The organism is Cohnella algarum, from assembly GCF_016937515.1.
GTDB lineage: Bacteria > Bacillota > Bacilli > Paenibacillales > Paenibacillaceae > Cohnella > Cohnella algarum.
In genome coordinates, this window is the sequence record NZ_JAFHKM010000002.1 from 3,135,493 (window position 1) to 3,159,782 (window position 24,290).

At 56.8% G+C, this 24,290-nt stretch carries 19 protein-coding genes and 4 pseudogenes; 15 read left to right on the top strand and 8 right to left on the bottom strand.

The genetic code is table 11. The features are described from left to right. Nucleotides 1–87: 87 nt before the first annotated feature. The 6 genes and pseudogenes from JW799_RS14115 (at nucleotide 88) to JW799_RS29645 (ending at nucleotide 12,795) form a co-directional block, all read left to right on the top strand. A pseudogene (locus JW799_RS14115) lies at nucleotides 88–734 on the top strand (TetR/AcrR family transcriptional regulator). 52 nt (nucleotides 735–786) lie between these two features. Next, nucleotides 787–2,652 carry an FtsX-like permease family protein gene (locus JW799_RS14120; RefSeq protein ID WP_205430371.1) on the top strand — a complete coding sequence of 622 codons (1,866 nt, stop codon included), beginning with the start codon at nucleotides 787–789 and terminating at the stop codon, nucleotides 2,650–2,652. After that, nucleotides 2,643–2,858: pseudogene (locus JW799_RS14125) on the top strand (ABC transporter ATP-binding protein); the annotation flags it as partial. The gene JW799_RS14120 and the pseudogene JW799_RS14125, both read left to right, overlap by 10 nt. A 78-nt stretch (nucleotides 2,859–2,936) precedes the next feature. Beyond that, a complete protein-coding gene (locus JW799_RS14130; protein WP_205430372.1) occupies nucleotides 2,937–6,065 on the top strand; it encodes an ATP-binding protein in 3,129 nt (1,042 codons plus the stop codon). Next, entirely contained in the window at nucleotides 6,059–7,153 is a 1,095-nt protein-coding gene (locus JW799_RS14135) for a response regulator (RefSeq protein ID WP_205430373.1), read from the top strand. The genes JW799_RS14130 and JW799_RS14135 overlap by 7 nt, the downstream gene beginning before the upstream one ends. A 242-nt stretch (nucleotides 7,154–7,395) precedes the next feature. After that, complete coding sequence (locus JW799_RS29645) at nucleotides 7,396–12,795, top strand: S-layer homology domain-containing protein (protein WP_205430374.1); 5,400 nt, start codon at nucleotides 7,396–7,398, stop codon at nucleotides 12,793–12,795. Here the strand turns inward: JW799_RS29645 and JW799_RS14145 are convergent. Next, the gene (locus JW799_RS14145) at nucleotides 12,792–13,166 is read right to left on the bottom strand and encodes a sigma factor (protein ID WP_080834943.1); all 375 of its coding nucleotides are present in this window, start codon (nucleotides 13,164–13,166) and stop codon (nucleotides 12,792–12,794) included. The two genes, JW799_RS29645 and JW799_RS14145, sit on opposite strands and share 4 nt — an antisense overlap. A 51-nt stretch (nucleotides 13,167–13,217) precedes the next feature. On the opposite strand from JW799_RS14145, the pseudogene JW799_RS14150 reads away from it, so the two are divergent. Continuing rightward, nucleotides 13,218–13,580 (top strand): annotated as a pseudogene (locus JW799_RS14150) (delta-aminolevulinic acid dehydratase); the annotation flags it as partial. Between the two features lie 76 nt (nucleotides 13,581–13,656). Here the strand turns inward: JW799_RS14150 and JW799_RS14155 are convergent. From JW799_RS14155 to JW799_RS14170, 4 genes are all read right to left on the bottom strand, one after another. Continuing rightward, nucleotides 13,657–14,499: a S1 family peptidase gene (locus tag JW799_RS14155; RefSeq protein ID WP_338026270.1), complete on the bottom strand. Its 843-nt coding sequence runs from the start codon at nucleotides 14,497–14,499 to the stop codon at nucleotides 13,657–13,659. Nucleotides 14,500–14,526: 27 nt separating this feature from the next. Continuing rightward, complete coding sequence (locus JW799_RS14160) at nucleotides 14,527–15,408, bottom strand: DUF4386 family protein (protein WP_205430375.1); 882 nt, start codon at nucleotides 15,406–15,408, stop codon at nucleotides 14,527–14,529. Between the two features lie 11 nt (nucleotides 15,409–15,419). Next, complete coding sequence (locus JW799_RS28680) at nucleotides 15,420–15,830, bottom strand: helix-turn-helix domain-containing protein (protein WP_240353280.1); 411 nt, start codon at nucleotides 15,828–15,830, stop codon at nucleotides 15,420–15,422. A 77-nt stretch (nucleotides 15,831–15,907) separates the two neighbouring features. Continuing rightward, nucleotides 15,908–16,882, bottom strand: a complete 975-nt coding sequence (locus JW799_RS14170) for a helix-turn-helix transcriptional regulator (protein ID WP_080834939.1) — start codon at nucleotides 16,880–16,882, stop codon at nucleotides 15,908–15,910. Between the two features lie 110 nt (nucleotides 16,883–16,992). Between JW799_RS14170 and JW799_RS14175 the strand changes: the two genes are divergently transcribed. The 4 genes and pseudogenes from JW799_RS14175 to JW799_RS30410 form a co-directional block, all read left to right on the top strand. After that, nucleotides 16,993–17,484 (top strand): GyrI-like domain-containing protein, encoded by a 492-nt coding sequence (locus tag JW799_RS14175; RefSeq protein WP_080834937.1) that lies wholly within the window; start codon nucleotides 16,993–16,995, stop codon nucleotides 17,482–17,484. A gap of 19 nt (nucleotides 17,485–17,503) precedes the next feature. Beyond that, complete coding sequence (locus JW799_RS14180) at nucleotides 17,504–17,971, top strand: phage tail protein (protein ID WP_205430376.1); 468 nt, start codon at nucleotides 17,504–17,506, stop codon at nucleotides 17,969–17,971. Between the two features lie 72 nt (nucleotides 17,972–18,043). Beyond that, nucleotides 18,044–18,751: a DNA alkylation repair protein gene (locus tag JW799_RS14185; protein WP_080834933.1), complete on the top strand. Its 708-nt coding sequence runs from the start codon at nucleotides 18,044–18,046 to the stop codon at nucleotides 18,749–18,751. 187 nt (nucleotides 18,752–18,938) lie between these two features. After that, nucleotides 18,939–19,424 (top strand): annotated as a pseudogene (locus JW799_RS30410) (helix-turn-helix transcriptional regulator); the annotation flags it as partial. On the opposite strand, the gene JW799_RS30415 reads toward JW799_RS30410, so the two are convergent. Then, nucleotides 19,337–19,591, bottom strand: a complete 255-nt coding sequence (locus JW799_RS30415; protein WP_476695927.1) for a hypothetical protein — start codon at nucleotides 19,589–19,591, stop codon at nucleotides 19,337–19,339. The pseudogene JW799_RS30410 and the gene JW799_RS30415 sit on opposite strands and share 88 nt — an antisense overlap. Before the next feature lie 83 nt (nucleotides 19,592–19,674). Here JW799_RS30415 and JW799_RS28685 point away from each other — a divergent pair, with 83 nt between their 5' ends. From JW799_RS28685 to JW799_RS14200, 3 genes are all read left to right on the top strand, one after another. After that, on the top strand, nucleotides 19,675–19,902 hold the full coding sequence (locus JW799_RS28685) for a hypothetical protein (protein ID WP_240353281.1): 228 nt from the start codon (nucleotides 19,675–19,677) through the stop codon (nucleotides 19,900–19,902). 3 nt (nucleotides 19,903–19,905) lie between these two features. Further along, complete coding sequence (locus JW799_RS14195; RefSeq protein WP_240353282.1) at nucleotides 19,906–20,496, top strand: ABC transporter permease; 591 nt, start codon at nucleotides 19,906–19,908, stop codon at nucleotides 20,494–20,496. Nucleotides 20,497–20,635: 139 nt separating this feature from the next. Further along, entirely contained in the window at nucleotides 20,636–21,007 is a 372-nt protein-coding gene (locus tag JW799_RS14200; RefSeq protein ID WP_205430378.1) for a hypothetical protein, read from the top strand. A gap of 173 nt (nucleotides 21,008–21,180) precedes the next feature. Here JW799_RS14200 and JW799_RS14205 read toward each other — a convergent pair whose 3' ends face one another. Continuing rightward, entirely contained in the window at nucleotides 21,181–22,014 is an 834-nt protein-coding gene (locus JW799_RS14205; RefSeq protein WP_205430380.1) for a helix-turn-helix domain-containing protein, read from the bottom strand. 173 nt (nucleotides 22,015–22,187) lie between these two features. Here JW799_RS14205 and JW799_RS14210 point away from each other — a divergent pair, with 173 nt between their 5' ends. Further along, the gene (locus tag JW799_RS14210; RefSeq protein ID WP_205430382.1) at nucleotides 22,188–22,700 is read left to right on the top strand and encodes a VOC family protein; all 513 of its coding nucleotides are present in this window, start codon (nucleotides 22,188–22,190) and stop codon (nucleotides 22,698–22,700) included. Nucleotides 22,701–22,811: 111 nt separating this feature from the next. Here JW799_RS14210 and JW799_RS14215 read toward each other — a convergent pair whose 3' ends face one another. Next, on the bottom strand, nucleotides 22,812–24,206 hold the full coding sequence (locus tag JW799_RS14215; protein WP_240353283.1) for an MATE family efflux transporter: 1,395 nt from the start codon (nucleotides 24,204–24,206) through the stop codon (nucleotides 22,812–22,814). Between the last annotated feature and the right edge of the window lie 84 nt (nucleotides 24,207–24,290).

The following is a 24,290-nucleotide window of genomic DNA, read 5'->3' on the forward strand; positions in this document are numbered from 1 at the left end:
GTACGGTGCTCGTCCCCTCTTGACGCCCCCATCCCCCTATGTTACAATCTGACCGACAGACAGTCGGTCGAGGGTGGGGGTGCACGAATGAGAATCGTAAAAACGGCCGGGGAACGGAAGAACGAAATTTTGGACGCGGCGGACGAGTTGTTCGGTCAGAAGGGCTTCGAAGGCACCAGCACGAACGATATTCTCGAAAAAGTCGGGATTGCGCGGGGGACGCTGTATCATCACTTCAAGTCGAAGGAGGAGATTATGGACGCGCTGATCGAGCGATACGGCGCGCGTCTGTTAAGCGCGGCCCGGGATGCGGCCTCGGACAAGAGCGTTCCCGTCGTCGAGCGTATCATCCGCGCCGTGATGGCGCTGAATTTAAACGGAGGAAGCAGCGAGGAAATCATGGAGCACATCCACAAACCGCAGAACGCGCTGATGCACCGGAAAATCCAAACGGTCGTCCTGAACGGCGTCCCCCGATTCTGACGGACATCATCCGCGAGGGCATGGAGCAGGGGCTGTTCAACACGCCGTTCCCGTACGAATGCATGGAGATGGTCGTCATTTACGCGAATGCCGTTTTCGATGACGATCTCGTCCCGCTGACGGACGAGGAACGCTTAACGCGCATGCAGGCGTTCGTCTTCAACGCGGAAAGGCTGCTCGGGGCCGAAAGCGGAAGCCTGATGTCCGTCATGCGGATGTTCGCCGGCGGAAATCGGGACGGCCATGAGTAACGCCACGGCGCTTCCTGAAATCGATTCGACAGCATGAAAGCAGAGGTGGCCCATGTATTCCAGAATCATCCGCAACGACATGATCAAGAGCAAAACCGTGACGCTGGCAACCGTTCTGTTCGTCGCCGCCGCCGGCATGCTCGTTTCGCTCGCGGCGATCCTGACCGTCCATCTTTCGAGCGCGCTGGATACGCTGATGAAAACGGCGAAAACGCCGCATTTCATGCAGATGCATTCGGGCGATATCGACACGGCGCGGCTTGCGGCGTTTGCGGAACGGTACGGCAACGTCGAGGAATTTCAAGTGCTTGAATTTCTCAATATCGAAGGCGCGCGGATTCGATTGGGCGACCGGTCGCTAGCGGGCAGCGTTCAGGACAACGGGTTCAGCGTGCAGAGCGAGAGTTTTGATTATTTGCTCGATCTGGACGGAAATGTCATCCGCGTATCCGACGGCGAGCTCTACGTTCCGGTTGCCTATATGAAGGACCATACGGTAAAAGCGGGCGACAGGGCCTTCATCGGCGAAAAGGAGTTCACGGTCGCGGGATTTCTGCGCGATTCGCAGATGAACTCCGCGCTCTCTTCCTCGAAGAGATTTTTGGTCAGCGAAGGCGATTTCGCGGCCATCCGGAATGCCGGCAGCGTCGAGTATCTGATCGAGTTCCGACTGAAGGATTTGTCCAAGCTCGGCGCGTTCGAAACCGCGTATGCTTCCGCAGGGCTCGAAGCGAACGGCCCGACGGTGACCTATTCGCTTTTTCAAATGCTGAACGCTCTTTCCGACGGATTGATGATCGGGGTCATCCTGCTCGTCAGCCTGCTGGTCGTGGCGATCGCCTTGATGTGCATCCGGTTTACGCTCCTGGCGAAAATCGAGGACGACTACCGCGAAATCGGCGTGATGAAGGCAATCGGCATGCGCGTTTCCGACATGAAAAAAATCTATCTGGCCAAATACGCGGCGATCGCGGCGGGAGGCGGCGTTCTCGGGTATGCCCTTTCGTTCCTGTTCAAAGACATGCTTCTCGAAAATATCCGGCTGTACATGGGGAAAAGCGGGAATCCCTTCCATGCCGCGCTGTTCGGAATCGTCGGCATCGCGCTCGTGTTCCTCGCCGTCGTGGCTTATGCCGGCCGGGTGCTGAACCGCTTCCGGAGCATTTCCGCCGCGGAAGCCATTCGTTTCGGCTCTTCGCGGGAGAAAATCGCGGGCGGAAGGCGTTTTAACCTGAGCGAAAATCGGCGGCTCGGCACGAATCTTTTTCTCGGGCTCAGGGACGTCCTCGCCAGGAAAAGACTTTACGCCACCATGCTGGCGGTGCTGGTCATTTCTTCCTTTATCCTGATCGTTCCGCAAAACCTGCATCATACGATTTCCTCCAGCGGCTTCGTCCAATATATGGGGATCGGAAGCTACGACTTGCGCATCGACATTCAGCAGACCGACCGGATTTCCGAGAAAACCGCCGACATCGCCGACGCGATGCGAAACGACCGCGACATTGCCCGATACGCCGTCCTGACGACCAAGACGTTTCGGACAACGAAGGTGGACGGCTCGGAGGAGCTTATCAAAATCGAGCTGGGCGACCATTCGGTTTTTCCGATTCGATACTCCTCCGGCAGAGCGCCCGCAGCGGACGACGAAATTGCGCTTTCGGCCTTGAACGCCGATGAGCTGGGCAAGAAGGTGGGCGACGTCCTCGCGCTGGCGATCGAGGGGAAGGAGAAATCCTTCGCGGTAAGCGGAATCTACGCCGATCTCACGAATGGCGGCAAAACCGCAAAGGCGGCATTTGCCGACGATTCGGCAGAGACGATGTGGAGCGTGGTGTCCGCAGAGCTGGCGGACCCGGCTCTTGTCGGCAGCAAGGCTTCGGAGTACGCGGACAAGTTCGGGTATGCCAAAGTTTGATGGACCTGTTTTCCGAAATCAACGCGGCCGGGACCGCCGTTATGCTGGTCACGCACGACGCGAAGGTCGCGGCGCGGACGGAACGCATTCTGTTCATGCGCGACGGAAGCCTCGTGAGCGAGCTGAAGCTGCCGAAGTTTGACGGCGCGGATATGGAGGGCAGGGTCGAGCGGGTAACGGCCAAAATGCGGGAAATGGGGATTTGATTTTCGCGCGGAAGGGATCTTGAAAAATTTGTCGAATAATCCAACATAGCATCTATTCGACAATATTCACGATAAGAGTTGGTTGAACTGTTAAAGAGATCTCTGCTCGTTTGCCTGCTCGGCCTCCTCGCGGTTTCTCTCATTCCGTTGTCGCTTCTGTCGAATGACGACCGTCAAGCCGGCGACTTGCAAGTCCGGAACGGGGTCATGGACCTCTCCTCATGGAATCGCGAGCGGGATACGCGAATCCGGCTGGACGGCGATTGGGAATTTTACTGGGGCCGGCTGCTGGCCCCCGACGATTTTCGCGGCAACGCGGCCGCAACTGCCGCCTATATGAAGGTTCCGTCCCAATGGAACGGCAAAATCGTTGACGGCCGCCCCTTGCCTGCTTACGGCTACGCGACCTACCGGATGGTCCTGAAAAACGTGCCGTTCAGCGGCGTTTTTGCGTTGAAAAAAAACAATATCCGCTTTTCGAGCGCCATTTTCGTGAACGGGCAGAAGCTGTTCCAGGATGGAACGCCGTTCGCGGAAGCGGCGGGTTATCGCCCCGGCAACACGCCCCAGTTCGGGCTCGTTTCGCTTGAGAAGGGGGATGTGGAAATCGTCGTCCAGGCCGCCAACTACGATTACATCAACGGGGGCATTCCGATCTCCCTCTACTTCGGCGAACAGGCGGCCATGATGGAGCGCGAGGTGAAAAATTCGACGCGCGAATTCAGCATCCTGGCGATTCTCGGCACGCTGGCGCTCATTTATTTGATCTGCTTCGCGGCGACGGCCGTCTACCGCAACAAGGATGTTTCGCTGCTTCTGTTCGCGGTCGCCTGCGCGCTGTTTGCCGTTTATCACGGCCTCGTCGGCGAACGGACGCTCTTGCTGCTTTTGCCCGACGCCGCTTTCGAAACGATGTACAAAACGAAGGATATCGCCTCGATGGCCGGCCTCATCGCGCTCTCCGCTTTTTTCTACAAGCTGCAAAAAGACATGGTTCCCCTAAGGCTGCTGCAAGCGATCTCGATCGTGCTGGGAGCGTTCCTGATTCTGGTCGCAACGGCTCCCGTCCGCGTGTATACGAACATCCAGGTCATCGTCATTTTCATGTACGAAGCCTTGCTGATCTGGATGCTTCTGAAAGCCGCCGTTCTCTTCGTCAGGAGCGCGCCTCGCGGCCGGCTTAAAGCGTTGCTGCTGTTCATGGCGGTTCTCATGATCAACCTGTACTCCCTGGACATCATTTTATTTGCCCTCTCCTGGAAAGAAAATCTTTGGCTTTCGCAGTTTTATATCGTCGTCTTCAACGTCGTCGTCCTCTTCCTGGTCGTTCTCCGGTTTTTCGAAGCCTACCATACGGTCGACGAAATGAAGAACAGGCTGCTGCAAGCCGACAAGATCAAAGACGATTTTCTCTCGAACACTTCCCACGAATTGAAAACGCCGCTGAACGCCATCGTCGGCATCGCCGATACCCTCCTCAGAGGAATCGAGGGACCGGTTACGGAGAAACAGGCGCAAAACCTGGCCATTATTTTGGGGAGCAGCAGAAGGTTAACCCATCTTGTGAACGAGCTTCTCGATTATTCCAAAATGAAGCATGGAGACGTTGCGCTCCAGAGGAGCAGGGTCGATTTGAAGGCGACCGTCGATTCGGTTATCCGGATTCATACGTTTCTGCTCGGCGGAAAGCCGATTTCACTGGTCAACGGCGTGCCGGCGGACTTTCCCGCCGTGCAGGCGGACGGCAACCGGCTCATTCAAATTTTGCACAATCTGATCGGCAATGCGATCAAGTTTACCGACCGTGGGGAGGTGGCCGTCCGCGCCAGGGCAATCGGCGACGCGGCGGAAGTCCGGGTAAGCGATACGGGGATCGGGATCGAGGCGTCCATGCAGCAGCGCATATTTAACGACTTCGAACAGGTAGATCCTTCCGAAACCCGGAGCTACGAGGGAACCGGCCTCGGCTTGAGCATCACCAGAAGGCTGGTGGAGCTTCACGGAGGCGAAATCAGGCTGGAATCGAGTCCCGGACAGGGCTCGGTATTTATATTCACGCTTCCGAGAGCGGATGCGGCTTCGGGCGCCGCTGCCGGACAGCGGGAAGAGGAGGGGCCGCCTCGCCCGGATGCCGTCGTTCCGAGATCGGAATACCCCGTCTTCGTCGAGGGGAAGGTCGACGAGCCGATTCTCGTGGTGGACGACGATTTCGCCAGCCTGCAAGCCATGATCAACCTGCTCCGGCTGGAAGGGTATTCGATCGTGGCGGTCAATCGCGGACAAATGGCGCTGGAGCAGCTTTCCCGGACGCCGGATTTTTCCCTGGCGATTCTGGACATTATGATGCCCGACATGTCGGGCTACGAAGTGCTCCAGAAAATCAGGGAGCGATTCTCTTCCTTCGAGCTGCCGGTTTTGATGTTGACGGCGCGAAGCAGGCCGCACGACGTGAGGTCGGCGCTCGAAATCGGGGCCAACGACTTCGTCGCAAAGCCGTTCGAAGCGGAGGAGCTGACGGCTCGCGTCCGAAGCTTGACGAGATTGAAGGCTTCGGTGCGAAATGCCGCGAACGCGGAAATCGCGTTTTTGCGTTCGCAGATCAATCCTCATTTTTTGTACAACGCCTTGAACGCGATTGCCGAATTGTGCCTTGACGACCCCCGGAAGGCGGAGGAACTGACGCTGAATCTTTCGGACTATTTAAGAAGCAGCTTCGATTTCAAGCAATTGGACTCGTTGACGACGCTGCGCAGCGAGATGGAGCTCGTGGAAGCGTACGTGCATATCGAGCGGGCGCGTTTCGGGAGCCGGCTTGAGGTCGAGTACGAGGTGGAGGCGGACCCGGATAGCCGAATCCCCCCGCTGATTCTGCAGCCGCTGGTTGAAAATGCGATCCGGCACGGCTTGCTGTCTACGTTTAACCGGGGGAAAGTGTCCGTAACCGCGAAAAGGGCGGAGGGCGGGATTCGTTTTACCGTGGCGGATAACGGGAGCGGGATGAGCGAGAGCAGAAGAAAAGCCGTGCTGAACCCGGATTCGGACTCCGATTCGGACAAAAAAGGCGTCGGATTGCGGAATATCGACAGAAGACTCAAGCTTTTGTACGACACGGGCATTCGGTTGGATAGCGAAGAAGGGCGGGGACATCGGTATCGTTCGTCATTCCGGCGCATCCGTCCGGAAAGCAGGGAGGGTAAACCATGTTAACGGCAATGATTGTAGACGATGAGGAATTGTCGGTAAAACGGCTGAAGAGGCTTTTGCACGAGAGCGGCGAGTTCGGCGCATGCCACGCTTTTCTGAACCCGGCGGAGGCTTATGAATTCGCGAAAACGAATCCGATCGATATCGCCTTCCTGGATATCGCCATGCCGAAGCTGGACGGCATGACGTTGTCCGGCAAGCTGCGGGAGCTTGACGATTCCATCAAGCTGGTGTTCGCGACCGGATACGGCGACTACGCCGTCAAAGCGTTCGATATCAACGCCCTGGATTATCTGATGAAACCGGTCACGGCGGAGCGGTTGGACCTGACCTTGGGCAAGATCGGCAAGGGGCGTCAAAGCGCTCCTTCCCTGCGCATTCGGCTGTTTAACGGATTGAACCTTGTCAACCGGGGCCGTCCGGATGTTCCGCTCAAGCTGCGAAGCCCGAAAACCGAAGAATTGTTTGCCTTTCTTCTGAGCAAGCGCACGGTAAGCCGCGAGGAAATCGTCGAAACGCTGTGGGGCGGCCTGGAGACGGACAAGGCGTTAAAAAACCTGAACTCGACTCTTTACTATTTGCGCCAAGCGGTCGACGCGGACAAGACCGGGAGCGTCATCCACGCGGGCCGAACGGAGATTCGAATCGAAGAGAACGGCATCGATTGCGATTTGTACGAATTCGAACGGCTGCTGAAGGAAATTCGATCGGCTCCGGAACGGGCCTCCAGACTGCTCAAGAAAGCGGAAGCGCTGTATGCCGGAGAACTTCTGAAAGGAAAAGCGTTCGAATGGGCCGTCCCGATCCGGCGGCGGCTGGAGCAAGAGTACATTCGGGAGCTGGAAGCGGCCGGCAGGCACAACCGGAAAAACGGTCTGCTCCCTGATTCCCTGCACGATTTCGGCGTCATTCTGAAGCTCGATCCCTTGCGGGAAGACATCCATCACGAAGTGATCCGATTGCATATCGAATTGGGGAACAAGAACGAGGCGCTTCGCCAATATCGCCTGATGGAGAAGCTGCTGGAACAGGAACTGGGCATGAGGCCCGATTCCCGAATCGAGGAGGATATCCGAAATTTGACGCGCTAGCCGCCGGCGACCGCCGCGAGCCATTTGAGTAAAAATGAGTCATCTCGCCCTCTTTGCGCGCACGCTGGCCGCTCAATTGAGTCGTGTTTACTCATCTCCTCCTGCCCAACGCCTATCGCTCCGGGGAGTTCTGTCTTTCTGGGATGTCTCCGGCGTTTTCTTGTTTATTCTGCGTTTATCGCCATTCTTTATAATGAGACGGAAAGCACTAGGCGATCATATTTGACAAAGGTGGGTTATGCGTGAACAATCAGAACGGCGCGCGAAGGATCGGGGCTTTTTCCGGCAGAAGGCTGCTCCTGTTGCTCTCCAGCCTATTGCTGATCTTGTCCTTGTTCCCTTCGGCGGGCCTTAGGGCCTATGCCGAACCTTCTGCAATGGACGGAGACGGCTCGTTCGAAAATCCTTGGCAAGTTAAGGATGCGTACGATCTGGCTTCGATCGGAACGACAGGGTACCCTTTAAGCGACAGCTACATTTTGATGAACGATGTCGAGCTTACAGGCGAATGGGGTCCGATCGGCCTGAACGACGGCGTCGGCTTCTCCGGAATATTTGACGGCAACGGCAAAACGATCAGCAATTTGTATATCGACCGGCCTACGGAGGACAATATCGGCTTTTTCTCCAAAATAAGCAACGGACATGTGTTCGATTTGACGATCGAGACGGCGGCGCCGGGCGTTGTCGGTCGGGTCAATGTCGGCATTCTGGCAGGAACGATCGAACAAACGAACATGTTCGAGAGATCATGGATTACTCTTATTACCGTCAGCGGAGACGTGACGGGAGATACCTATGTGGGCGGTTTGGCAGGCCTGACGGATGCAGACGAGGATTCAAGGGTCGAGTTCGCTCACAATCGGATGGTTTCGGGTAAAGTGACAGGCAAAAACAACGTCGGAGGGTTGGTCGGCAAGTTTGTAAACGGGTCGATATACAACTCCTATTCTGAAGCGGAAATCGTTAGCACCCAGGTGACGGGAGGGCTGCTCGGATTTGCTACTCAATCGGATATAAGCAGAAGCTATTCGACGGGAACCGTACAGGCGACCGGGAGCTCCATCGGCGGGCTTGTGGGCGTGTCGCTTGAAAACGACATCGAGACTTCGTATGCTACCGGAGATGTAGCGGGCGACAATCAAATCGCCGGATTGATCGGCTATTCCTCTCTCGACAGCATCGAGCACAGCTATGCGGCGGGTCATGTCGATGCGACGGGCACGATCCATGGCGGGTTGATCGCCAATAACTCGGATTCGAGCTCGGAGGTAACCGCGTCCTATTGGGATACGACCGTATCCGGCAAGGAGGATGAGGACGAATCCGACGCTTCTCTGTACGGCATAGGGCGGAGCTCATCTGCCATGATGGACGAGGCTACGTTCACGTCGGCATCGGAAGAATCCGACAAGTGGGATTTCGAAGAAGTTTGGTTCATGGAGACCGACCGTTATCCGCAGCTATACGGCATCTCGGGCATCAATTTCGATGTAGAACCGGATTACGTATCGGGTCAGCAAACGCACGCGCATGAAATTACGATCGAACCCGATACGAATATGTTATTTCCGGGTCAGTCGATCGATGTTTATCAGGTTACGGAGAACGGCGATGAGAAGGTCGGCACGATTACCGAGAACTCGAATGCAACCGTCCCGTTCGCGTTGGACACGACCGGATTGGACGATGGAACGTTGAAATTGGCCGGCTTTTATTTAATAGACCAAAATGGCAACAAGTCGCGTATCGCTTATTCCGAAATCGAGATCGACAGCACATCTCCCGTTTGGGAAGACGGCGCCTCCATCACCCAAAACGAGAGCGGCGGCAATGTCGAGTTATCCTGGGACAGCGCTACCGACGGCACGGGCAGCGGAGTGGAATATTATAATGTGTATGTCAACAGCGAGGTTAGCCAGATTTGGGGTACGACGCATACCATACCCGCCCCTTCGACGCCTGCCTATTACGCGGTCGAGGCCGTGGATCAGGCCGGCAATAAGAGCACCCGGCTTTCCATCGGCGGAACGGCTTCGGCGATCATGATTAGCGGCTCAAGGAATGTCGTCATCGGACAAGCGATCATGCCTTTCTATATCGCCTCCGTAACGGGCGCTCCGTCCTATATGCAAGGTTTAGGTACGTATGTATTTGGGGGAACGTTGGCCTTTTACGTTGACGGCGTTTTGCAGATCGAGAATGTGCCGATCACGTCGACAATCGCGGGGATTGCACCGGCCGGCATGTTTAACTTTAATTACAGCCAACTCCCGGAAGGCGTTCATACCCTTAAAGCCGTTTATTCCGGTTATATCGGCGAATTCCACGGTACCCCTTATTATGTCAATCCGAGCGAGGCATCCCTCGAGGTCGCGGTAAGCGCACTAAACGTAACGTCAAGCGATCCGAGCGGCACGGAGAATGACGGCAAGACGAAGCTGGCGGTGACGCCGGACGTTTCGGCGGGCAACAAATGGGTGTACCGCAACTTCGGCAGCGGGGACGTGATCGTGCCGAATAAAGGCGATGTGCTGGACCCGACCGGCTACTCGGATCTGCCGGCCGACGGCCTGATTCCGGCGGCAAACTTCGATAAGATCGGAGTCGTCGAGATCGACGCGGCGACGGGAACGGTCGTGCACATCGGGCAAACGACGGCCGTGGCGGCGGACGAACCTCCGGCCCCGGTTCCGGCGACGGGGCTGACGGTAACGTCGAACGACCCGAGCGGCGCGGAGAATGACGGCAAGACGAAGCTGACGGTGACGCCGGACATTTCGGCGGGCAACAAACTCGTGTACCGCAACTTCGGCAGCGGCAGCGTGACGGTGCCGAACGTGGACGATGTGCTGACCGATTACGCGGATCTGCCGGCCGACGGCCTGATCCCGGCGGCGAATGGCGATCGGATCGGGGTAGCGGAAATCGACGCGGAGACAGGAAAAGTCGTGCGTTTCGGGCAAGCGTCGGCCGTGGCGTCGGATGAACCTCCGGCCCCGGTTCCGGCGACGGGGCTGACGGTGACGTCAAGCGACCCGAGCGGGGCCGAGAACGACGGCAAGACGAAGCTGGCGGTGACCCCGGACGTTTCGGCGGGCCATAAGCTCGCGTACCGCAACTTCGGCAGCGGCAGCGTGACGGTGCCGAACGTAGGCGATGTGTTAAACGATTACGCGGATTTGCCGGCCGACGGCCTGATCCCGGCGGCGAATGGCGATGCAATCGGGGTAGCGGAAATTGACGCGGAGACAGGAAAAGTCGTGCGCTTCGGCCAAGCGTCGGCCGTGGCGGCAAACGAGCCTACGGAACCCGGAACGGGCCCCGATCCGGAGCCGGTTCCGGCGACGGGGCTGACGGTGACGTCGAGCGACCCGACTGGCGCGGAGAATGATGGCAAGACGAAGCTGACGGTGGCGCCGGACATTTCGGCGGGCAACAAACTCGTTTACCGCAACTTCGGAAGCGGCAGCGTGAGCGTGCCGAACGTAGACGATGTGCTGACGGGTTACGCGGATCTGCCTGCCGACGGCCTGATCCCGGCGGCGAATGGCGATGCAATCGGGGTAGCGGAAATTGACGTGGGGACAGGAAAAGTCGTGCGCTTCGGCCAAGCGTCGGCCGTGGCGGCAAACGAGCCGACGGAACCCGGACCGGGCCCCGATCCGGAGCCGGTTCCGGCGACGGGGCTGACGGTGACGTCGAGCGACCCGAGCGGGGCCGAGAACGACGGCAAGACGAAGCTGACGGTGGCGCCGGACGTAACCTCGGTCAACAAGCTTGTGTACCGTAATTTCGGCAGCGGCAGCGTGACGGTGCCGAACGTAGGCGATGTGTTGAACGATTACGCGGATCTGCCGGCCGACGGCCTGATCCCGGCGGCGAATGGCGATCGGATCGGGGTAGCGGAAATTGACGCGGAGACAGGAAAAGTCGTGCGCTTCGGTCAAACGTCCGCTACGGTGGCAGACGAGCCCGGGGAACCGGGTCCTGGACCGGGTCCAGATCCAGAGCCAGAGCCGGAACCGGTTCCGGCGGCTGGACTGACGGTGACGTCGAGCGACCCGAGCGGAGCGGAGAATGACGGCAAGACGAAGCTCACGGTAACGCCGGACGTGTCGGCGGGCTGTAAGCTCGCGTACCGCAACTTCGGCAGCGGCAGCGTGGCGGTGCCGAACGTAGGCGATGTACTGACGGGTTACGCGGATCTGCCGGCCGACGGCCTGATCCCGGCGGCGAATGGCGATGCAATCGGGGTAGCGGAAATCGACGCAACCGGCGGCAAAGTCGCGCGCTTCGGCCAAACGACGGCTGTGGCAGCAGCGGAGCCTGCGGTAATTACGCCAGTTCCCGTACCTCCAGCATCCGCGCCTGGCGCAACTGATGACACGGATGATGCGGAAGTTCTCGTAAACGGCAAGGCCGAAAAGCTGGGCAAGGCAACGACGACCGAAGTCGGCGGCGTGAAGACGACAATCGTCACCGTCGATCCGGCCAGGCTGCAAGCGAAGCTGGAGGCGGAAGGCAGCCGTACGGTTGTGACCATACCGGTCGCAACGGGATCGGATACGATCATCGGCGAGCTGAACGGACAGATTGTCAAGAACATGGAGAATGCTTCGGCTACGCTTGTTCTCCAAACGGAAAAGGGGACCTACACGCTGCCGGCGCTGCAAATCAACATCGACGCGATTTCCGAACGGGCGGGCGAGTCGGTGGCGCTGGAAGAGATCAGGGTGCAGATCGAAATTTCCGCTCCGAACGCGGAAAAAGTCACATGGGTAGAGAATGCAGCTGCAAACGGCACATTCACGCTTGTTGCGCCCCCGGTCGAATTTACGGTGCGCGCGATTTTTGGAGATCAGACGGTAGAAGTCGCTCGATTCAATGCTTACGTAGAGCGTACGATCGCGATTCCGGAAGGCGTCGACCCGAACAGGATGACGACGGGCGTGGTCGTGGATCCGGACGGAACGGTACGCCACGTGCCGACGAAGATCGTCGTCATCGACGGCAAGTATTACGCGAAGATCAACAGCTTGACCAACAGCATGTACTCCGTCGTCTGGCATCCGCTCGAGTTTGCCGACATGGCGAATCACTGGGCGAAGGATGCGGCAAACGACATGGGATCGCGGATGGTTATCGAGGGGACGGGAAATGGCCTGTTCAGCTCCGATCGCGAAATCACGCGCGCCGAGTTTGCGGCCATGGTCGTTCGCGGTCTCGGCCTCAAGGTCGAGGGCGGAGCGGCATCCTTCACGGATGTCGAGGCATCGGACTGGTACGGCGGCGCGGTCGGCACGGCGGCCGAGTACGGTCTGATCAGCGGCCTGGATGACGGCACGTTCCGACCGAACGAGCGCATTACGCGCGAGCAGGCGATGACGATGATTGCCAACGCAATGAAGGTTACCGGCTTGAAAGACAAGCTGCCGGAGGCATCGGCAGACGCGGCGCTTGGCTCGTTCGCGGACGCGGCAGCGGTATCCGGATGGGCGAAGAGAGGCATTGCCGACTCCGTTCAAGCCGGCATCGTATCGGGCAGAGGGGAAGCCGGACTGGCACCGAAAGCCTACGTGACGAGAGCCGAAGCTGCAACGATGATACGGCTGCTGTTGCAGAAGTCCGATTTGATTTAATCGCTTAACAACAAGAGCCTTCGAACCGACCGGTTCCGAGGGCTCTTGTTTATTCGACATTCTCTCTCCTTTAGACGGCGGAGTCGATTTGCTTGGCAAACCGAAATATTCAAGTTCTTACTCCCGGCAAGAAGTCTGTTGGTGATCACCCGGCTCAGCCAGGCTTTCCGATGTTCGGCATTCTTGAAATCGGGCGCTTTTTCCATTAGTTTGATAAAGGGATCCTGAATCGCTTCTTTGGCGTCCTCGCAGCTGCCGAGACGAACCGTGGCAATCCGGAACAGCGTGCTGGCGTACGTTTCATAGCTCATCATCGTTTTCCGGCCGGGCAATCGGTCACATTGTACGGCAAGAAGGAGGGATAAAATCATGAGCAAGCCGGAAATGAACGTAGCCGTCGTATGCGGACCGAATTGCGAGTTGGAGATGAAGGAAGATTCGTCATGCCCGAATTGGCCGAAGAGGTTTATGAAGCCGGGGAACCGGCCGGGGACTTCGGACCGGATGAAATCAAGCGTTTCGCCAGGTTGAAGGAGAAAATCGTGATTGCAAACGGATGTACGCTCGGAGAGCCGGGGATGGCCAAAGCGTTAGCGGATGCGGGGTGCAAGGCGTACATCGGACCTGACGATTATCCGGATGGAAACGCGGCGCTTATGTTTGCTATCCGACTATTTTACGAGATGATTCAAAATCGAAAGAGCGTGAAAGAAGCTTTCGATCTGGCGCGAGCCACGGACAAGGAAATGTCGATGTACCGGTTTTATGGGCAGGAGGACCGTTAAGGCAATCATCCGTCTCCTCGATCGTCGGGGTCGCAACGGGGACGCGAGCAAATCGCGTCCTCGTTTTAATCCTGATTCAGGGCATTCTCCTCAGCAGATCGTCCATATCGTCGACAGGCACGGCCAACCCGGCTTTCATGCGCCCGCCCTCGCGATCCAATTCCGTCGTCGCGTAGACGACGGCTACGACGTTGCCGCGTTCGTTGATGACCGGACTGCCGCTGTGGCCTTTGAAAATTTGCGCGTCGATCGCGAGCGCCGGCTTCGGCCGGTTTCGAATCGGCACCAGGCCGATCAGCTTGCCTTCTCCGGCGATTTGCGAAAAATAAAGCGGATTGCCGATCACGAAGACGGAGTCGCCCGCCTCCCACGGCCGTTCGCGTTCGATTTCGATATAAGGCAGTTCTTCGCCGCCCAAATCCACCTTTAAAATCGCGATATCCAGCTCGGGATCGGCGGCTTCAAGCTCGGCTTCATATCCGGGCGAGCGATCCGGAAATTGTACCACCGTAAACGCATTGTCCACGATGACATGGTAATTGGTGACGATATAGCCGTTCGAGATATGGAAGCCCGTTCCCTTGCCCTTGTCCGAGCCGATCTGGACGATCGCTTCCTTGTAGCCTTGAATGTCTTCCCGGCTGGAAATCTCCCCGGATTTGAAAAGAAAGGGCAGCGTTTCCCGATTGTAGATTCGCGGCCAAAACGCCAAGATGTTGCCGACGAGCGCGGCCGCGAGGAAAACGAGCACCGCGTTCCGGATCCATTTGCGTCGGGGAGGCGGGGCGTCTTCGTCATCCTCCTCTTCCATCCAAATGTCATCTTCCAAAGGGGCAGCGCCCTCGTGCATCTGCTTGTCTGTCTCCGCGACGGAGACTCGCTTGTCTTCGGCTTCCGTTCCTTCCTTCTCTCGATCCACGAGGCTCCCCCTCTTTTCAATCGTTAATCAAATCTTTCGGGCAACGATGAAATATTCCCGAGAACGTTTCTTCAAGCTATCCGATTCGACAACGGAAAAATTCCCTCGCTCGATGGCATGGATGAAATGGCGTATTTTAAACGATCTTATTTTCGGCACTAAACCAATTTGACCTGCAAGAAATAACAAGCTTCTCAGAAAAATTTTATCGCCCACGCATGGCGTTGCGGAAATCCATAATCCTCCCGGTTTCAACAGTTCATGCATTCTTTGCAAAACGATATGTTCATCTTCCGATAAATGCAGAACATGAAAGGCCAGGATGACATCAAACGAGCCTTTCTTATACCTTTCATCGAAAATGGTCGTATGAGCGTAGGTTATATTGGCAATGTTTCGTTCCTTTGCCTTGTTCTCCGCAATTGTAATCATATTCGACGAGATATCGATCGCCTGAATCCCTTTCACGTATCCGGCAATTTCATTGGAGATCCGCCCGGTCCCGCAGCCGCAATCCAAAACGATGTCGCTTGCTCGGAGATGCGTTTTCGTTTTATTTATCATCTTGGCGTAAGTCGGCTCATCCTTCTTTTCCAATTGATCGTAACGGCTTGCTGTTTGGTCCCAAAAACGTTCCGATTTATTCATTGCAGGCACACCAGCCTTCCAGAGCATATCTCTTAATCGGGTACAGCGTTTCGGTCCGCCAGGTTGAGCCAGGCCTTTGTTCGGCTTGCTTAAAATCGGGTACATCAAAACCGGAACGCCGACATACGCAGCGACCATGAGCAACTGGAAAAACGCCCCTGCAAGCACCTGGTTTTCATTTGCGGAAGCCTTCGCCAGGTAGTCTGCTCCATCGATAACGGGAACGACGCTAAATAGGCCTGCAACCAAACCGGCGATCATTAACAATCCGGTTATGACGGCGGACCTTTTGCCTGATGTCGTGCTCTTCCCCGATCCGGACAGGTGACCCCGGCTTTATCGGCCAATTGCTGCTGGGTCATCCCGTTATGATGAAATCGGAGATTTCGTATTTGATTGCTGATCGCATCCTTTCCCATGTCAAACTCCTTTTTTGTAAAAGTATAATTGAGCGATACGTCCCAGCAGGTCGGATAAAAAACCGAAGGAGATCGCACAAGAAACGTCCAGTAAGTCGGAAGATCCGTAACGAGCGGAACCATGGATAAAATAAACCCGAAGAAAATCACATAAAGCGAAATCCGGTCTGCCTGCTCATCTTCATTCGTGGCGATTTTGTTGAAGATGACAAACGCGATATGAATGATCATCTTCGCTGCGATCGACACCGGGAGCAGCACCAAAATGAAGGAACCCCAAAAATGGAAATCGCTGTCCGAAGTGATGCTGCCTTCCTCCCATATTGCCGGCATGGTTGCTTTTAATTGCTCAACCTTTCTTGAAGACGGCCCAATCTCGCCCGCAATCCTTTCAGGACTTCTTCCGGAGCCTTCCTGACTTTAAGGTCCTCGCCCAAGAAAAGAAGCCAATTCGTGATTTCGGCCAATTCTTCGGGCTTATTCACTTGGACAAAAGTTTTGAGAATGGCCGTGGCCTGATACGGATTTGTATAAGAAAGGGAAGCTTTTAACGGATGGTATTTTTTGTACTGCGCGATTGCGTTTGGCCCCAGTTCGAGGACAAGGTTGATTTCTTCTTCCTGCTTGCCGAGCTTTTCCAAAATCTTTTTCGGGTTTAATCTCTTTTTCGCCGGGTAGGGTTTGACATCGGCGAGCCGGTCGACGGGAAAAATCTTCTTCTTCTCTTCCTCCAAATCAAACCCTTCCATCCACCAATAGCTTTTTTCATGATAAAGATGCAAGAGATAGACGGGATAAGACCGGATTCCTTCCTCTTCATCGACGGCAATCCATAAGCACCGATCCGCCAGCAGGTTTTGGATGAGTTTCTCCAACATCGGATGGGGAAGGTCCGAAAGCTCGAGCAGGTCGGGATTATGCGGGTTGGTTCCTTCGAAAAGCAGGATTTGATTTAGAAGAACGAGGTCGTCCTGCTGGTTATTCGAGATGAGGCCCAGCAATTTTTCGGCTAAAGACTGACGGCTCGTTAGATAGGGGAGCTGCGCGTTTCTCGTGGCCATAAAGGCAATAAAAAGAGCTTTGACCTCATTGTCGGTAAAACGCACGCCGGGCAGGAGAGAGTTGTGCATGACAAAATACCCCCCGTCCCTTCCGACTTCGGCGACAAGCGGCATCCCCAAGGCCTCGATTTCCCGGATATCCCGAATCGCCGTCGAACGGGAGATCCGAAATTCCCGCATGATTTCCGATATCGTAAATTGGGACCGGTTGTTGATATACCGCATGATCGTATTAATCCGTTCGACTTTTTTCATGAAGACTCCTAAACCGTATCGTTTTTTGACATGATTAAAGGTTATCATAAACCTGTCGAAGCAAGAAGACCTAACTCGAACTTAAATCCAAAGAAGGAAGGTTATGAACGATGGCGAATTACGCATTGGAAGAAAAAGAGGGCTTTACCGTTTTCGGTCTCGGAACCGAGCTGAAGAGCGATTACACGGACTATGCCGGCATAAACAAGGAAAAGTCGGACTTCTGGCAAGCCGTTTGCCAAGATGGAAGGCTTGACAAATTAAAAGCCATGGCCGCAAACGACTACGTTTTTGCCGTGAACGAAGCGGTAAATAACAAGATGATGTTTTATGCCGGCGTCATGATCGAGGCATCGGCCCCGGCATCGGAAGAATCCAGCAGGAATATCCAGTTTCCCAAGGGGGAATACCTGGTTGTGAAAGGGGAAGGGAAGACGGACGATGAATTGAATCAAAAGCTGGCCGGCATTGCCTTCGGCCAAGTCTTGCCGGAAGCCAAAAATTTTGCCTATGTCGGCGGGCCGAATGCAACGGTCGTGAAGGATCGGCGTGACGGGTTCGTTTATGGCGAAATGTGGGTTCCCGTCGTCAGGAAATATTAAGAGAAAAGGAGAAATGGAAATGTCCCGCCTCGTTGATTTTAAAAACGTGTCCACGGCCGGTTTGGAGTCTTCGCCGGTAGCGGAAGCGCTTGCCGGTTTGCGCGCCAACGAAGCCCGTTACTTTATGAACAAATACAAGCATGAGTTTACGGTCGTACCCGCCGGCGAAAGCCGGGAGACCCTTGAATATGTCAACCGGATTTTGAAAGAAGAGCGCGGTCTTGAGTTTGCGGCCAAACCTTTGGAAACGTCGCGGTTTCAGGTGGAAAATATAAGATGGGCCTTCGTCTTCTACGAGGACGGACTAGCGGTCAACGTCATGTATACGGTGGATGACCCGAAGAAGCGGGCCGTTGGATTTAAGCTTTCCGAGGGGATGGAGGTCCCCAGGGAATTGGAAGAGAAGAAGTTCAAGTTTGCCAGGCAGAAGTCTAAACTGGCCGGAACGGTTCGGGGCTCGTTTTTTGTAATCAAAGGAGAATGGTAAATTCTAGTCGGCAATCGCTAGTATATGGTAAACTATAGGCAGAGAACGTCAAGCCGAAGGGAGGATTGAATGATGGATATGGAAACGGTCATGCAGGAGCTGGAGGCTCTCGGCAAGGAAAGACTGAGGAAAATTTACTTATGCAATGGCGCGCGCGAACCGCTTTTCGGCGTGGCGACGGGCGCAATGAAGCCGATTGTCAAAAAAATAAAAATCAATCAGGCGTTGGCCGAGCAGCTTTACGCTACGGGGAACTATGACGCCATGTACTTTGCCGGAATTATCGCGGATCCGAAGGCGATGACCGAAGCGGATTTCGAGCGCTGGATCGATGAGGCTTATTTTTACATGATCTCCGACTACGTGGTGGCGGTCACGTTGGCCGAGACGGATATCGCGCAAGAAGTGGCGGACAAATGGATCGCCAGCGGCGAAGAACTGAAAATGTCGGCAGGCTGGAGCTGCTACTGCTGGCTTTTGGGGAGCCGCCCGGACGCCGAGTTTTCCGAAAGCAAGCTTGCCGGCATGCTTGAACGGGCGAAAGCTACGATTCACGAGGCCCCCGAGCGAACGAAATACGCGATGAATAACTTCATCTACACGGCAGCAATATCCTTTAAGCCGCTTCACGATAAGGCGGTGGAGACCGCGAAGGCGGTAGGCCCGGTAGAAGTCAAAAAGGACAAGAAAAAGAGCGGTTTCCTGAACGCTGCCGAAAATATCCAAAAGGCGGTCGATAGAGGCCAGCTCGGTTTCAAGCGGAAATACGTCAGATGTTAAAATAAGCCTTGAATTAACGGAAAGCGCCTGTTCGAACGGGCGCTTTTTTCTTTGCGTCTTATTAATCCTGACAACTATTATGTCATAATTAGGGGAGTAGGATAAACCCGGATGAGCCGACAGGTTCGTCGACCGAGGAGAGATGCGCATGAGACTGGACCGTCTGCTGGGCATAACGCTGGAACTGATGGCCAAAAAAAGGGTGACCGCCGCGGAATTGGCCGCCAAGTTCGAGGTGTCGGCACGCACCGTCTACCGTGACGCGGAGCTGATCAATCGGGCCGGCATTCCGGTCGCGTCCTTCAGCGGCGCCGACGGCGGCTTCGAGCTGATGGGCGGATTTTTCCTGACGAGGCAGCATTTCTCGGTCGACGACTTTTCGGTGATCTACACGCTTTTGAAGGCGATGGAAGGGGCGATGGGAAGCGCCGTCGCGTCCCCGATGCGGAAGCTGGCGAGCCTGCATCCCGCTCTGGCGAACGACCGGGAAGCTCTCATTCTCGGCATGAGCGCGCCGGAGCCCGAGCGGGGGAACGTTCGGGAGCTTTTTCGGGCGATCCGGCAATCGCGCGTCGTGCGCATGGCCTATGCGAGCGCATCCGGCACGCCCTCCGAACGCAGCGTAGAGCCGATGAATCTGCTGTGGGAGAAGGGCGTCTGGTACCTGGAAGGATACTGCCGGTCGCGCCGGGCAAAACGGTATTTCCGCGTTTCGCGCATCGCCCGGCTCGACGTGTCGGAGGAGACGTTCTCCCCGCGCCGCGTGCCGGACGAGCCGGAAGCCGAAGAAGAAGGGCAAGGGATTCGGGCCCATCTTCGCTTCGACCTGTCGGCGCGCATGCGCGTGCTCGAGCAGTTCCCGGGCGAATGCGAATATTTGGGCGATCGCATCGAAGTGCGCACGACCTTTTACAAAAAGGAGTATGCGCTGTCGGTCATCGCCTGCTACGGAACGACGGTCGACATCCTGGCGCCGGACGGGCTGCGGGACGACAGCCGCGACGGCGCTGTTCGCGCAAAGAACGCTGTATCATATGCGCAACAACGGGTTCGGCCTTGCGATCGAAGCGGCGTTGTCGCCGATCGTCATGCTGCTTATCTTTGCCTTCCTGTTCGGCGGGCGGTCCGGCTCCGCGAGCGGGTACGTTTAGTATTTGCTGCCCGGCATCCTCGTGCTGACGGTCGTGCCGATGACGGTGTACAGCGGCACGACGCTGTGCACGGATATCGCCAAAGGCGTCTACGACCGGTTCCGCACGATGCCGTTCTGGCAGCCCGCCGCCGTCTTCGGCTCGATTGCCGCCGACGGCTTGCGCTACGCCGCGGCGCTGCTCGTCGTTTTGGCCGCGGGACTTGCGCTCGGCTTCCGGCCGGACGGCGGCGTCGCCGGCGCCGCGCTGGCAGCGCTGTACGTCCTGTTTTTCGCTTACAGCGCCAGCTGGGTGTTCGCGCTCATCGGCAATGCGGCCAAGCGGCCGGAGACGGTGTCGGGCACGAGCATGATGATCGTCTATCCGCTGCTGTTCGCCAGCAACGTGCTCGTCGACACGTCGACGATGCCCCGGTGGCTGCGGGCGGCGATCGAGTTGAATCCGATCAGCGCCGCCGTCAACTTGACCAGGGGGCTGCTGTACGGCACGGCGGATGCCGCCGACGTTGCGGCGGGCATCGGCGTCGGCCTGCTGCTGATCGCCGTATTCGCGCCGTGGACGGTGTACGTTTACCTGAAAAGACAATTGCGGTAGGGGTGCGAGATTTCTTTATTTTTGCAGCTTGTAAAATTCAAGGAAAACGCATGGCGTGCCGATATAAAAAGATAGATGGTTTTCAAGGCTCGTCAAAGGCAGCTTGAACGCTGTCTACAAACCGCAAGGAGGCAGTGGAATGAAAGTAACGGGCAACCCCTACGCAACTTATCCGAAATTATCCGGCGAACGCCAGCCGACGGTTTGGCAAACGGGATCGAAGCTTCCGGTTCCGGAAGTCCCCCGCGACCTGCTGGAAATTAGCGACGAGGGGCGACGCAAGCTTGACTTGATCGAAAAGGAAGCGACGAAAATCTCGATCCCGGAAAGCCCGAAGGATGACGTAAACGAAATCATGAAAATGTTCCGGCCGGAAACCTATGAAAAAATGAAAGAGCACCTCGACCGGGGGGATGTCAAGGAAGGCTTGAGCGTGCTGCTTTCCTTCGCCAAGGAGCTCGCGAAGCACTCCGATTGGATTCGAGAGTACCGGGAGGCGGCGCAGAAATAAAACGCGGCCAGAACCGTCCGAAACGTCGGGAATCCGATGTTCGGGCGGTTTTTTCGCGGTTCCGGGCTCCTGTCTTTATCGAAAAACTTTAAATCCGCGTGACGGATTCGGCGACTTCCTTCTTTGACCGGCGGCAATCCTCGAGTTCGGGCACGGACGCCTGAAGCCGAATGTCATTGTCCGGGATTTTCCCGGCACGAATCTTTCCTGTAGGCGGCCGGCGATTGGCCGATGACCGACTTGAAATCTTTAATAAAATGCGCCTGATCGAAATAGCCGAGCTGCGCCGCGAGTTCCGCCCACTGCGCCGATTCTTCCCGCTCTAGCCGCTCCGCCGCTTCCTGCAGCCGGAACCGCTTGATCACCCATTTCGGCGTCACGCCGACATATTTGCGGAACAGGCGCTGCAGCTGCCGGATCGACAGCCCGGTTCGCTCGCTCATTTGCTCGACTTTGACGATCGTTCGGTCGTTCATCGTTTCCCGCACGATGCGATCCGCCAGCTCCGCCTGCGGTTCGCGCTCCGGTAGCCGCGCCGACAGGAGGAGCTCCGTCCGCTTCGCCATCTCCGCATCGTCGCCGGCATCGAGCACCGCGTTCAGCCACTCGTCGGCGCGGGGACCGAACGCTTCGGACGCCGGGACCGTCTCTCCGGTTAACGTCGAGACGTCCCGCCGCCAAAACGGGAAAAACCCGCCCGCGCGAAACTTGACGCCGAGCACCCGGCCCGCTCCGCGCAATTCGCGCACGAACGGCCGCTTCGGGATGCCGTACAGCAGCGCCCGGCGTCCCTCGTCGTCCGACTCGAAAGCCAGGTGCACGTTCGGGAACGACAACACCGTCTGGGTGTGGCGCTGCCCTTCGCCCAGATCATAGCTTACGGTCCAGTAATGCTCGACGAACGGTTCGAGCGGCGGTCCCGGCGAGAAGCGGGACAACGCAAACTTGCCTTGTCCGGCGGCCGCTTGCAGAATGCCGCGCGTCGACGAGCCGTCCCCATGTTTCATGCGCACCAGCCTCCTGACATGTCCGCGTCGCCTTTTTACAATACAGACGAACGGCCAAGCTTCTATAATGGAGCCTAGCAAAAGAAAACCGATTTCGCAACGGCGCCGCAACGGCAAGCCCGGACGAAATCGGCGATGCGAGGCTCAAGATATTGCGAATCGGAGGAATGGAAATGGCCAATCCAAGCAACAGCGCGGGTATGACGGGAAAGCATGTCCGAAATGGGACCCCTAACGGGTACACCGCCATAACGCCGTTTGTCGTCGTGAACGATCCGGCAGAAGCGATCGCCTTTTACGAAACCGTTTTTGGGGCAAAGGCGAAAAGCGTGACGGAATTCGGCGACGACGGCAACAAAATTATCGTTCATGCGGACATCGATTTTGGCAACGGCTATTTGCAGCTCGGCGCCGCCAACCCGGCCTATCGGCTCGTTCCGCCGCCGGGGGACGGCAATGCGTGCTATTCGCTCGGCATTTACGTGCCCGACGTCGACCGAGCTTTAGACCTGGCCGTAGCCAACGGAGCGACCGTGAGAGAGCCGGCGGCGAACTTTGTTTCCGGAGACCGGTACTGCAGCATTCTGGACCCGTTCGGCATCCGCTGGTCGATCATGACCCGGGTCGAGGATATTTCGGAGGAAGAAAGCTATCGCAGGGTGGCCGAGTGGAGCAAGAGCCAGTAACGCGAAAGGCACCGCGCGCAGCTCCCAGCGCGCGGTGCCTTTCGCTGCAAATGACGCCGGTCGGTCGACCCTATGGCCGAACCGGCAGGTCGTCTTGGGCCGGAATTCGCCTTACACCAGCTTATGCCGGTACCACTTGTCGCCCTTGAAGCGCCAGGCGAAGATCAGGCCGCGAACGCCCCACTCCGCCACCATCGCCAGCCAAATGCCGGCAATCCCCATGCCGAACGGAATCCCCAACAGGTAGCCCAATCCGATCCGGAACAGCCACATCGTGGCCAGGGAAGCCGCGGACGTGAATTTCGAGTCTCCGGCCGCGCGCAAGGCTGCGGGCAGCACGAAGCTCGGCGCCCACAGGAAGGGCTGGGCGACGGAGATCAGCAGCACGAGTAGGAAGATCGTATCCGCAATTTCGTCCGGCGAAGCGTACAAGGCCATCAGCAGCGGAAATAACGGCAAAATGACGGCGGCAAGCAGCACGAACAGCAGGACCGAAAAGCCGAGAAACGACCGGATAAACTTTCGCGCGTCCTGAATGTCGCGGCTTCCGACGCACATTCCGACGACAGTGACGATCGCGACGCTGAGCGTGTTGCCGCCGATCTGAAGGAGCATGGAGATCGAGCCGGCGATCGCGTTGGCGGTCACGGCGAGCGTGCCGAGCTGGACGATGAACGTTTGCGTCAGCAATTTGCCGCCGTTGAAGAACATCTGCTCGGCCGCGAACGGGAGGCCGATGAACAGAATCTTTTTCAAAAGGCCGAAATCCGCTTTGAGCAGCCGCTTTGCCGCGAAATCCAGCGTCTGGTTGTATTTGATCAAATAGACGAACGCGGCGGCGGCGCCGATCGCCCGGGCCGCGATCAGGGAGATCGCGAGGCCGTAGACGCCCATGTCGAACCCTTTGATGAAGACGAGATTCAGCAGGAAGTACGAGAGATTCATGATCAACGAGATGATCAGGCTCGCCTTCGTCTCGCCGACGCCTCTCAGCACCCCGGCCGCGGCCTGCTCCACGGCCAGAAACGGAAACGAAATGCAGCTCCCGATCAAGTAGATCGCCGCGAGCCGGAGCACATCTTCCTCCACGCTGCCGAATAAGAGATTTAAAGTCTGCTTATGAAAGAGCATCACGACGACGCTGACGAGCAGGGCGACGGCGGCGACCGCCAAGATCGCCTGGGCGGCGGAACGGCAGACCATGTCCCGATTTCCGCTGCCCTTGTACTGCGCGACGATGACGGTTCCCCCGGTCGCCACGGCGATAAATACGCTAAGGATAAAAACGTTGAGCGAATCCACCGTGCTGACGGCGCTGATCGCGGCCACCCCGGAGGAGCTGATCATCGCCGTATTCAGGATGCCCATCAGGACGATGAACGACGTGTCGACGAAGATTGGCAGGGTAATTCCGAAAATTTGTTTGTAGTCCAGGGAATTTCCCGTAAAATATCGGTTCAGCCAGAAGTCGGCTTTTCGTTTCAGAGCAACGCTTGCCCGGTTCAAGGATTCATCCCTGCTTTTTGTTATGACTTGATGGAACATCTGTATTCTACTCCAAGTATCATGCGTCTGTAAAAAAGAAATCGG